9 protein-coding genes are annotated in these 11,840 nt (G+C 53.4%); 3 read left to right on the top strand and 6 right to left on the bottom strand.

Annotated elements, in window-relative coordinates; all coding sequences use genetic code 11:
• Positions 1–146 precede the first annotated feature (146 nt).
• From focA to pflA, 3 genes are all read left to right on the top strand, one after another.
• The gene (gene focA / locus ABFI50_RS16610) at positions 147–1,004 is read left to right on the top strand and encodes a formate transporter FocA (RefSeq protein WP_032637072.1); all 858 of its coding nucleotides are present in this window, start codon (positions 147–149) and stop codon (positions 1,002–1,004) included.
• Between the two features lie 51 nt (positions 1,005–1,055).
• Complete coding sequence (pflB, locus tag ABFI50_RS16605) at positions 1,056–3,338, top strand: formate C-acetyltransferase (protein WP_014883213.1); 2,283 nt, start codon at positions 1,056–1,058, stop codon at positions 3,336–3,338.
• A gap of 203 nt (positions 3,339–3,541) precedes the next feature.
• The gene (gene pflA / locus ABFI50_RS16600) at positions 3,542–4,282 is read left to right on the top strand and encodes a pyruvate formate lyase 1-activating protein (protein ID WP_014883212.1); all 741 of its coding nucleotides are present in this window, start codon (positions 3,542–3,544) and stop codon (positions 4,280–4,282) included.
• A 36-nt stretch (positions 4,283–4,318) separates the two neighbouring features.
• On the opposite strand, the gene ABFI50_RS16595 is transcribed toward pflA, so the two are convergent.
• The 6 genes from ABFI50_RS16595 to serS form a co-directional block, all read right to left on the bottom strand.
• Positions 4,319–4,840 (bottom strand): anti-virulence regulator CigR family protein, encoded by a 522-nt coding sequence (locus ABFI50_RS16595; protein ID WP_023332541.1) that lies wholly within the window; start codon positions 4,838–4,840, stop codon positions 4,319–4,321.
• A 123-nt stretch (positions 4,841–4,963) separates the two neighbouring features.
• On the bottom strand, positions 4,964–6,112 hold the full coding sequence (locus ABFI50_RS16590; protein ID WP_047624204.1) for an MFS transporter: 1,149 nt from the start codon (positions 6,110–6,112) through the stop codon (positions 4,964–4,966).
• Between the two features lie 274 nt (positions 6,113–6,386).
• Entirely contained in the window at positions 6,387–7,250 is an 864-nt protein-coding gene (locus ABFI50_RS16585) for a dimethyl sulfoxide reductase anchor subunit family protein (protein ID WP_014883209.1), read from the bottom strand.
• Position 7,251: 1 nt separating this feature from the next.
• Positions 7,252–7,869: a DMSO/selenate family reductase complex B subunit gene (locus ABFI50_RS16580; protein ID WP_014883208.1), complete on the bottom strand. Its 618-nt coding sequence runs from the start codon at positions 7,867–7,869 to the stop codon at positions 7,252–7,254.
• Positions 7,870–7,879: 10 nt separating this feature from the next.
• A complete protein-coding gene (gene dmsA / locus ABFI50_RS16575) occupies positions 7,880–10,324 on the bottom strand; it encodes a dimethylsulfoxide reductase subunit A (RefSeq protein WP_347484569.1) in 2,445 nt (814 codons plus the stop codon).
• 212 nt (positions 10,325–10,536) lie between these two features.
• A complete protein-coding gene (serS, locus tag ABFI50_RS16570; RefSeq protein WP_347484567.1) occupies positions 10,537–11,829 on the bottom strand; it encodes a serine--tRNA ligase in 1,293 nt (430 codons plus the stop codon).
• Positions 11,830–11,840: the final 11 nt, after the last annotated feature.

The following is an 11,840-nucleotide window of genomic DNA, read 5'->3' as shown; positions in this document are numbered from 1 at the left end:
CGGATAATCAATTACTTACTCCGCATTTGCTGTAAAACCATACACACTGCGGGCCTATAAGCCAGGCGAGATATGATCTATATCAATTTCTCTTCTATAATGCTTTGTTAGTATCTCGTCGCCGACTTAATAAAGAGAGAGTTAGTGTGAAAGCTGACAACCCTTTTGATCTTTTACTCCCCGCCGCGATGGCAAAAGTTGCCGAAGAAGCGGGTGTCTATAAAGCAACGAAACACCCGATGAAGACGTTCTATCTGGCGATTACTGCTGGTGTGTTCATCTCAATCGCTTTCGTCTTCTACATCACCGCCACCACCGGTACTGCCGGAATGCCTTTCGGCATGGCCAAACTGATTGGCGGCATTTGCTTCTCACTGGGTCTGATTCTTTGCGTCATCTGCGGTGCCGACCTCTTCACCTCAACGGTGCTGATTGTCGTGGCAAAAGCCAGCGGAAGAATTACCTGGGGTCAACTGGCGCGCAACTGGCTTAACGTCTACGTTGGCAACCTGATTGGCTGTCTGCTCTTTGTTCTGTTGATGTGGCTTTCTGGCGAGTACATGACCGCCAACGGCGGCTGGGGGCTTAATGTCCTGCAAACCGCCGACCACAAAATGCACCACACATTTATCGAAGCCGTTGCTCTCGGCATCCTTGCAAACCTGATGGTCTGCCTGGCGGTCTGGATGAGCTATTCTGGTCGTAGCCTGATGGATAAAGCCATGATTATGGTTCTGCCGGTTGCGATGTTTGTTGCCAGCGGCTTTGAGCACAGTATTGCGAATATGTTCATGATCCCGATGGGGATTGTTATCCGCAACTTTGCAAGCCCGGAGTTCTGGACCGCAATTGGTTCATCCCCGGAAAGTTTCTCTCACCTGACTATTATGAATTTCATTACTGATAACCTGATCCCCGTCACTATCGGGAACATTATCGGTGGGGGTCTGTTAGTTGGGTTGACATACTGGGTCATTTACCTGCGTGGCGACGACCATCATTGATGGTTATCTCAGGCAGTAAATAAAAAATCCACTTAAGAAGGTAGGTGTTACATGTCCGAGCTTAATGAAAAGTTAGCCACAGCCTGGGAAGGTTTTGCGAAAGGTGACTGGCAGAATGAAGTCAACGTCCGTGACTTCATTCAGAAAAACTATACCCCGTATGAAGGTGACGAATCCTTCCTGGCTGGCGCAACTGACGCGACCACCAAGCTGTGGGACAGCGTAATGGAAGGCGTTAAACTGGAAAACCGCACTCACGCGCCAGTTGATTTTGACACCTCCGTTGCTTCCACCATCACTTCTCACGATGCTGGCTATATCAACAAAGCCCTTGAGAAAATCGTTGGTCTGCAGACTGAAGCACCACTGAAACGCGCAATCATCCCGTTCGGTGGTATCAAAATGGTTGAAGGTTCCTGCAAAGCGTATAACCGCGAGCTGGACCCAATGCTGAAAAAAATCTTCACCGAATACCGTAAAACCCACAACCAGGGTGTATTCGATGTTTACACCAAAGACATTCTGAACTGCCGTAAATCTGGCGTTCTGACTGGTCTGCCAGATGCGTATGGCCGTGGCCGTATCATTGGTGACTACCGTCGCGTTGCGCTGTACGGTATCGACTTCCTGATGAAAGACAAATACGCGCAGTTTGTTTCCCTGCAGTCTGACCTGGAAAACGGCGTAAACCTGGAAGCGACTATCCGTCTGCGTGAAGAAATTGCTGAACAGCACCGTGCGCTGGGTCAGATCAAAGAGATGGCAGCGAAATATGGCTGCGATATCTCTGGTCCTGCAACCAACGCCCAGGAAGCTATCCAGTGGACCTACTTCGGCTACCTGGCCGCTGTTAAGTCTCAGAATGGTGCAGCAATGTCCTTCGGCCGCGTATCCACCTTCCTGGATGCGTACATCGAACGTGACCTGAAAGCAGGTAAAATCACCGAGCAAGACGCTCAGGAAATGATTGACCACCTGGTCATGAAACTGCGTATGGTTCGCTTCCTGCGTACCCCAGAATACGATGAACTGTTCTCTGGCGACCCAATCTGGGCAACCGAATCTATCGGTGGTATGGGCGTTGACGGCCGTACGCTGGTCACCAAAAACAGCTTCCGCTTCCTGAACACCCTGTACACCATGGGCCCTTCTCCGGAGCCGAACATCACCGTTCTGTGGTCTGAAAAACTGCCTCTGAACTTCAAGAAATTCGCCGCTAAAGTGTCCATCGACACCTCTTCTCTGCAGTACGAGAACGATGACCTGATGCGTCCGGACTTCAACAACGACGATTACGCTATCGCTTGCTGCGTAAGCCCAATGGTTGTTGGTAAACAAATGCAGTTCTTCGGTGCGCGTGCAAACCTGGCGAAAACCATGCTGTACGCAATCAACGGCGGCGTTGATGAAAAACTGAAAATGCAGGTGGGTCCTAAGTCTGAGCCAATCAAAGGCGACGTTCTGAACTTCGATGAAGTGATGGAACGTATGGATCACTTCATGGACTGGCTGGCTAAACAGTACGTCACTGCGCTGAACGTTATCCACTACATGCACGACAAGTACAGCTACGAAGCCTCTCTGATGGCGCTGCACGACCGTGACGTTATCCGCACCATGGCGTGTGGTATCGCAGGTCTGTCCGTTGCTGCTGACTCCCTGTCTGCAATCAAATACGCGAAAGTTAAACCAATTCGTGACGAAGACGGCCTGGCTGTAGACTTCGAAATCGAAGGCGAATATCCGCAGTTCGGTAACAACGACTCTCGCGTTGATGACATGGCGGTTGACCTGGTAGAACGTTTCATGAAGAAAATTCAGAAACTGACTACCTACCGTAACGCTATCCCGACTCAGTCTGTTCTGACCATCACTTCTAACGTTGTGTATGGTAAGAAAACCGGTAACACCCCAGACGGTCGTCGTGCTGGCGCGCCATTCGGACCAGGTGCTAACCCAATGCACGGTCGTGACCAGAAAGGTGCGGTAGCCTCTCTGACCTCCGTTGCTAAACTGCCGTTTGCCTACGCGAAAGATGGTATCTCTTATACCTTCTCCATCGTGCCAAACGCGCTGGGTAAAGACGACGAAGTGCGTAAAACTAACCTCGCGGGTCTGATGGATGGTTACTTCCACCACGAAGCGTCCATCGAAGGTGGTCAGCACCTGAACGTGAACGTAATGAACCGTGAAATGCTGCTCGATGCGATGGAACACCCTGAGAAATATCCTCAGCTGACCATCCGTGTATCTGGCTACGCAGTACGTTTTAACTCCCTGACTAAAGAACAGCAGCAGGACGTTATCACCCGTACTTTCACTCAGTCCATGTAAGTGGAATTGACTGAAATCACGCGTTAAAAGGCGTACAATAAAGGCTCCACGCAAGTGGGGCCTTTTTAACACCCTCGCTTCATCAGTCTCTTTTGTCCGCTATCTATACTGAATGGATAACAGCCAAAACAGACTCGACATAGCCTTTGAGCTGTGCAACTACATAGGCCCCCGGATGGGCCAAATTCGGAGATCTCACCGCAATGTCAACTATTGGTCGCATTCACTCCTTTGAATCCTGTGGCACCGTCGATGGCCCGGGTATCCGCTTTATTACCTTCTTCCAGGGCTGCCTGATGCGCTGCCTGTACTGCCACAACCGCGACACGTGGGACACTCATGGTGGGAAAGAAGTCACCGTGGAAGATCTGATGAAAGAGGTGGTGACCTATCGCCACTTTATGAACGCGTCCGGCGGCGGCGTGACCGCATCCGGCGGCGAAGCCATTCTTCAGGCTGAATTTGTCCGCGACTGGTTCCGCGCCTGCCGCAAGGAAGGCATTCACACCTGTCTCGATACCAACGGCTTCGTGCGCCGCTACGATCCGGTTATTGATGAACTGCTCGAAGTGACCGATCTGGTGATGCTCGATCTCAAACAGATGAATGATGAGATCCACCAGAATCTGGTTGGCGTTTCCAACCACCGTACGCTGGAATTTGCGAAGTATATTGCCGACAAAGGCATCAAAACCTGGATCCGCTATGTTGTTGTTCCCGGCTGGTCAGATGACGACGACTCTGCGCACCGCCTGGGGGAATTTACCCGCGACATGGGCAACGTCGAGAAAATTGAGCTTCTGCCCTATCACGAACTTGGCAAACACAAATGGGTGGCGATGGGTGAAGAGTACAAACTTGATGGCGTGAAGCCACCGAAAAAAGAGACGATGGAGCGCGTGAAAGGTATTCTTGAGCAGTATGGCCACAAGGTCATGTATTAAAGAAAAGGCCCGGTGAGAACCGGGCCTTTTTAAATTCTATTTAAAGACGCCGTTAATAACGGAAGTCACAATCGCCGTACTCAGCGCAATTAAGACCAGATCGTCACCCACCACGCGCCATTCATAACCTGGGTAGGATGGAAGCTGGCCGAGCATAGAGGCTGGCACGGTTTTCTTCGCAATACCCGGAGGAAGCGGTTTACCGCGGGCCAGGTTTTTCGCAATACCCGGAGGCAGAGACTCATAGCCCGTTAAGCCGTAATTCAGTGCCAGGTGACGGGCATGATCGAAGCTTACGCGAGCGTCAACATCATTGCCGACATCTTTGCTGCTTTTAAAGCTCTTATCTGATTTCCCTGGGTTATCCTGACCGCTATTTTGCTTATTACCATGGTTACCAGAGTTCCCGTTACCATGATTGCCGCCATTACCTTGTCCGCCACCGTTGCCGTGACCGCCGCCATTCCCGTTTCCTGGATTAGCCATGACCGGAGCCGCTGCAAACGTTAAAGACAACACTACGGCAAGTGCGGTAGTGGAAAAACGACGTTTAGACATGATTGTTGCCTTTTAGTGGTAGAACTCATTTGAATTATCGCCGGGCGGGGAAAACAAACAATACGTAAAAGTCTTATATGTGACAGGGACAAAAAATCCTGTCAATGACAGGCTTTTATTTAATCAGGCGTGCGCCACAGGCGTTGGATGCTCGCCTGCTTTGCGCAGCAGCATTAAGAGATAAATAAACGACACGCTGGCGATCATGATAAACAGCAAATTGTCAGAATAATTCTGCATCAGCATCGCGGTAAATGTTGGTCCCAGCAGGCTGCCGATGGTATAGCTTAATAACAGCGCCTGGTTCATCGCCACCAGCTGGTGATGTTCAACTTTCTCACAGGCCCACGCCATCGCGACCGGATAAAGCGTGAACCCCGCTGCCCCAAGGATAAACAGCGCTGGGGCCATCGCGGCGTTGCTGAGCATAGCAAAACAGCCCATGATCACCACGAAGACCTGAACGCGCAGCACCAGCAGGCGACCGAAGCGATCGGCCAGGCGGCCAATCGGCCACTGCCCGACAATCCCCGCGCTCACCATGACCGCCATCCAGAAACCAATCCCGGCATCGCTGACGCCCTGATGGTTCAGGTAGAGCGGCATAAGACCATAGAGCGAGCCCAGAACAATCCCCGAGATAATACACCCATTAACTCCCAGACGCGCCTGGCGCAGCCTCAGCATCGGCCAGATGTGGGTCGCTTCCTGATGCTCACTTTTCTGGTTCACGATACGCGTAAAGAGCAGCGGCAGGATCGCCGCCAGCACCATACCGGTTGCCCATGGCAGCACGCTCATCAGGTCCGTTGGCAGTTTGCTGACCATCAGTTGTCCCAGCACGGTGCCCACATAGTAAACCATCATATAGGCTGCCAGCAGGCGTCCGCGGTTACGTGACGTACCGCTGCACATCAGCGCACTTTCAACAACCACCCAAATCATCGCGCAACCGACACCGGCGATAAAGCGCCACGCCATCCAGCTCCAGAAGCCGACCATCAGGCCCAACCCGGCACACCCGGCGGCGAAAATCAGCGAAGCCAGATAATAGCTGCGATTAAAGCCAAAGCGTTTAATCAGGCTACCGGTTAATAATGTGCCCAGCAGGTTCCCGGTGAAAAAGGACGAGCTAACCATACCCACCTGCCAGGTCGGTAAGTTTTCATGGGCGAGCCACAGCGGGACGAGCGTATTCAACACTGCGATCGCCAGGGTCAGCAGAAGCAGGCCACAGAGCAACAGTAGCACTGGCCGGGTATAGGTGGTCATGGATTAAAAACCGTGAGGAAGTTCAGATTTCGTGCGCATCATGCCACTGGCAAAAACAAAGTCAATCCACTGATTTAGCCGGCTCGCACGATATGTTCCCTGTCGATTTAAAAAACTTATCCTGCTAATGCAGTGCCTGCTATAGATATTAATTATGTCTCTGTTTTTATTTATTAATGGTAGAAATTAAAACAAAACGACAGTCGAAAAATTTCATGAATGAAAAAAGAAAAGCCGGGCGCTATGTCCCGGCTTTTTATAACAAAAAATAAGATTAGCTGGCGATGGCCATACCGACCGTCATATGCAGACCATAAAAGACGCCACGACCAATCAACTCCCCTGCCAGCACCAGCACAAAGGCCAGTGATAACAACGGCAGAGCAGGCTGGTAGCCTTTTAGCTGAGGCGCGATCCAGAATACCAACGCCGCTACCAGCAGCACGATACGCCAGGCCATCAGAGAACCGTAATCCGGCACCAGCGCAGAGGCCTGCTGAATGGAGCTATGAATGGTGGCCAGCTCAGCGCCCTGCATCAGGGCAACGATTGCACTCACTACCAGCGCCAGCAGCGATACGGCTGGCAGCAAACGCATTGCCCAGCCGTCTACCCCCGCCACGCGCAAAAGCAGATAGCCGAGCAGCGGCCCGCCGATAAACATCGTCAGGAAGAAGCTCATTGGCGTCCAGACGCTGTACCAGGTAGGGACGGTATCAATGGTGTTATAGACACGCACCATCATCCATACAAACACCACGCCCAGCACCATGGTCACGATCAGCCAGAGGCTACGCAGACCTGCAGGCAATTTTTTAAGCGCTGCCAGCAACCAGCCCAGCCCGCCGATGGCGAAGAAAATCGCCCCGCTGGCAATCTCGTTACTGAGGGACGATGCCCCCACGCGGTTAAGCGAGTTAAACGCGCGCATCGGTGAGCCCAGGTGCAGCGTAGAGGCGATAAAACCAATCCCCATCAGCACCCACAGGCCAAACATGCTCAACACTAAACGCTGCTGCTGTTCAGCGGTGAGTTGACCTTTCAGCAGTGCCAGCGCGAGCACGATGAAGCCACCCGCCACGCACTGACCAAAGACCGTGAAGATCATCAGCGGCCATTCATGCCATCCACTTCCCATCTCACACCTCCTTCGGGTTTGCCAGGTAGCCGGTGGTATCACCTGTAGGACGGCTGTTGGCGTTGGGTTTAATCACAATACTTGGCTTCGTGAAGTGCGCGGACGGCAGCGGTGCTACCGCAGCAAGCTGGCCATGTTTTTGACGCAGTTCTTCTATAGGGCCAAAGTCCAGCGCGCGCAGCGGACAGGACTCGACGCAGATCGGTTTTTTGCCATCCGCGACGCGAGAGTGGCAGCCGTCGCACTTGGTCATATGCCCTTTGGCGGCATTGTACTGAGGTGCGCCGTACGGGCAGGCCATATGGCAGTAGCGGCAGCCGATACAAACATCTTCATCCACGACCACGAAACCGTCTTCACGCTTGTGCATCGCCCCGCTCGGACAGACCTTCGTACAGGCAGGGTCTTCGCAGTGGTTACAGGCAATCGACAGGTAATAGGCAAACACGTTTTGATGCCAGACACCGTTATCTTCCTGCCAGTCGCCTCCGGCGTATTCGTAGATGCGACGGAAACTCACGTCTGGGGTGAGATCTTTGTAATCTTTACAGGCCAGCTCGCAGGTTTTGCACCCGGTGCAACGGCTGGAATCAATGAAAAATCCATACTGGGTTGTCATCGGTTACTCCTTAAACCTTTTCAACCTGAACAAGGTTTGTGTGAGACGGGTTGCCTTTCGCCAGCGGCGACGGACGCTGCGTGGTCAGTACGTTAATGCTGCCTGCCTGATCGATGCGGTTGGCATCAGGGCTGTACCATGCCCCTTCTCCCAGCGCCACGACGCCTGGCATCATGCGTGGCGTGACTTTGGCTTCAATATGCACCTCACCGCGGCCGTTGAAGATGCGCACGCGATCGCCATTGTTAATGCCACGCGCTTTCGCATCCATCGGGTTGATCCACATCTCCTGGCGGCAGGCGGCTTTCAGTACGTCGACGTTACCGTAGGTGGAGTGAACGCGCGCTTTATAGTGGAAACCGGTCAACTGCAGCGGGAATTTCGCCGTGAGCGGATCGTTATAGTTTTCGAATCCTGGCGTGTAGATCGGCAGCGGATCGATATCGTCTCCGTCCGGCAACTCCCAGGTAGACGCAATTTTTGCCAGTTCTTCGGAGTAGATTTCAATTTTGCCCGACGGCGTAGTCAGCGGGTTCGCCTGCGGGTCTTCGCGGAACGCTTTGTAGGCAACGTGATGCCCTTCAGGATCGCGCTGTTTGTACATGCCCTGCTTGCGGAAGGTATCGAAATCCGGCAGGTCTGGGATGGCTTTGCGGGAGAGTTCATGCAGATGGCGCATCCAGCCTTCCTGAGTACGTCCCTCGGTAAACTGCTGCTCAACGCCCAGACGCTTCGCCAGCTCGGAGGTCATCTCATAGATGGTTTTGCACTCGAAGCGCGGTTTAATCGCCTGATCGGTGAAGATCACGTAAGACATGTTGCCGCAGGAGGCATCCAGCGCGAAGTCCATCTGCTCAGACGCGGTGCAGTCCGGCAGCAGAATGTCGGCGTATTTTGCCGAGGAGGTCATGTGGCAGTCGATCACCACAATCATCTCGCACTTCTTGTCGTCCTGCAGGATTTCATGAGTGCGGTTGATTTCCGAATGCTGGTTGATAAGACAGTTACCGGCGTAGTTCCAGATCATCTTGATCGGCACGTCCAGCTTGTCCTTACCGCGCACGCCGTCGCGCAAGGCGGTCATTTCCGGGCCACGTTCAATCGCATCGGTCCACATAAACATGGAAATGCTGGTTTGTACCGGGTTGTCCAGCGTTGGCATACGTTCAAACGGGACTTCATATGAGCCTTCACGCGCACCAGTGTTACCGCCATGAATACCCACGTTGCCGGTCAGAATGGAGAGCATGGAGATTGCGCGGGTGGCAATTTCACCGTTCGCATGACGCTGCGGTCCCCACCCCTGGCTGATATAGGCCGGTTTGGCTGAGCCAATTTCACGCGCCAGTTGAACAATACGCTCGACCGGAATACCGGTGATGGTAGACGCCCACTCCGGCGTTTTCGCCACGCCGTCGCTGCCCTGACCGAGAATATACGCCTTGTAGTGGCCATTAGCTGGGGCACTGGCTGGCAGGGTTTTCTCGTCATAACCGACGCAGTATTTATCCAGGAACGGCTGATCGACGAGATTTTCAGTGATCATCACCCACGCCAGCGCGGAGACCAGCGCGGCATCGGTACCTGGGCGGATTGGGATCCACTCATCTTCGCGTCCTGCACCGGTGTCGGTATAGCGCGGATCGATAATGATCATGCGGGCATTGGATTTAGCACGCGCCTGTTCGAGGTAGTAGGTCACCCCGCCGCCGCTCATACGCGTTTCACCCGGATTGTTCCCGAACAGAACGACCAGCTTGCTGTTTTCGATATCAGACGGGCTGTTGCCGTCTGCCCAGCCACCGTAGGTGTAATTCAGTCCTGCGGCGATTTGTGCAGAGGAGTAGTCACCATAGTGGTTAAGATAACCGCCGCAGCAGTTCATCAGACGCGCCACCAGCGTTTTTCCTGGTGGCCAGGAGCGGGTTAGCGTGCCGCCCAGCGTGCCGGTACCGTAGTTCAGGTAGATGGATTCGTTGCCATACTCTTTGATCAGCCGCTGCATATTGGTGGCGATAATATCGTAGGCTTCATCCCAGCTAATGCGCTCGAACTTCCCTTCCCCACGTTTACCCACGCGCTTCATTGGGTACTTAAGACGATCCGGATTATAGACGCGACGACGCATGGAGCGGCCACGCAGACAGGCGCGAACCTGGTGTAACCCTTCGTAGTTATCGTCCCCGGTATTGTCGGTTTCGACATATTTTATTTCGCCATCCACTACGTGCATACGCAGCGGGCAACGGCTACCGCAGTTTACCGTACAGGCACTCCACACCACTTTTTCCGGGACTGAGGCCGGGGATAGTGCATCCGCCGCTGACGCCAGTCGGGTAAAAGGGAGCGTGAAAGCGCTGCTGGCTACAGCCAGGCCGCCTATTGCCGTGGTTTTCATCAAACCACGGCGAGTGACCTCGGCAGCCAGCAATTCTTCAGGCGCGTTGATTTTCATAGAGACTCACTTTGGTTGCTCACAAAGAAAAGAGAGGCGGCACAAACCGCTATGTAGTTTTATATATAACGAAATTATTCGTTATCAGCTTTTTCTGCTGACTTTCATTCGGAGGAGTATTACTACTTTAGAGGCAGGGGGTATTGCGTCGTATCAATTCACAGGCATAAAAAAAGCGCCCGAAGGCGCTTTTTTTGTTTTGAGGCACATATTTAGCCGATGTACTGCTGACCTTTCATGTATGGGCGCAGCACTTCAGGGATCTCAATACGGCCATCTGCCTGCTGATAGTTTTCCAGCACGGCAACCAGCGTACGACCCACAGCCAGACCAGAGCCGTTCAGGGTATGCACCAGACGGGTTTTCTTGTCAGATTTACTGCGGCAGCGTGCCTGCATGCGGCGCGCCTGGAAATCCCAGACGTTAGAGCAGGAGGAGATTTCACGGTAGGTGTTCTGCGCAGGTACCCACACTTCCAGGTCGAAGGTTTTGCAGGCACCAAAGCCCATATCACCGGTACACAGCGCCATACGACGATACGGCAGGCCCAGCAGCTCGAGGACTTTCTCGGCGTGACCCGTCATCTCTTCCAGCGCGTCCATGGAGTCTTCCGGACGAACAATCTGCACCATCTCGACTTTATCGAACTGGTGCATACGGATCAGACCACGGGTGTCGCGGCCATAAGATCCCGCTTCAGAACGGAAGCACGGAGAGTGTGCGGTCAGTTTGATCGGCAGTTCGTCTTCGTCGATGATCTCATCACGCACGAGGTTAGTCAGCGGCACTTCTGCGGTAGGGATCAGCGCATAGTTGCTGCTGTCTGCTTCTTCATCCAGCGGACGGGTATGGAACAGGTCGCCGGCAAATTTCGGCAGCTGACCCGTACCGTACAGCGTATCGTGGTTGACCAGATACGGGACGTAGGTTTCGCTGTAACCGTGCTGCTCGGTGTGCAGATCCAACATGAACTGGGCCAGCGCACGGTGCAGATGGGCAATCTGGCCTTTCATCACCACGAAGCGAGAACCGGTCAGCTTAACCGCGGCCGCAAAGTCCAGACCCGCGTGCATTTCGCCCAGCGTGACGTGATCGCGCACCTCGAAGTCGAACTCGCGAGGCGTACCCCAGCGTTTCACTTCAACGTTATCGTTCTCGTCTTTGCCGACAGGCACGCTGTCGTCAGGAATGTTCGGGATCGCCAGCGCAATATCGCGAATTTCGGCCTGAAGAACGTCCAGCTCGGCTTTCGCCTTATCCAGCTCTTCACCCAGTTTGTTCACTTCCAGGCGTAATGGCTCAATATCTTCCCCGCGCGCTTTCGCCTGGCCAATGGATTTCGATCGAGAATTACGCTCTGCCTGCAGATTTTCAGTTTGTACCTGCAGAACTTTACGACGCTCTTCAAGAGCGCGCAGCTTATCTACATCCAGCTTAAAGCCCCGGCGTGCCAGTTTTTCAGCGACTGCGTCTGGCTCATTACGCAGCAGATTGGGATCGAGCATGCTTATCCTGT

Source organism: Enterobacter sp. HNDS-6, from assembly GCF_039850505.1.
Lineage (GTDB): Bacteria > Pseudomonadota > Gammaproteobacteria > Enterobacterales > Enterobacteriaceae > Enterobacter > Enterobacter kobei.
The sequence above is the reverse complement of the archived record's forward strand: the minus strand, read 5'-3'. Positions and strand labels throughout refer to the sequence as shown.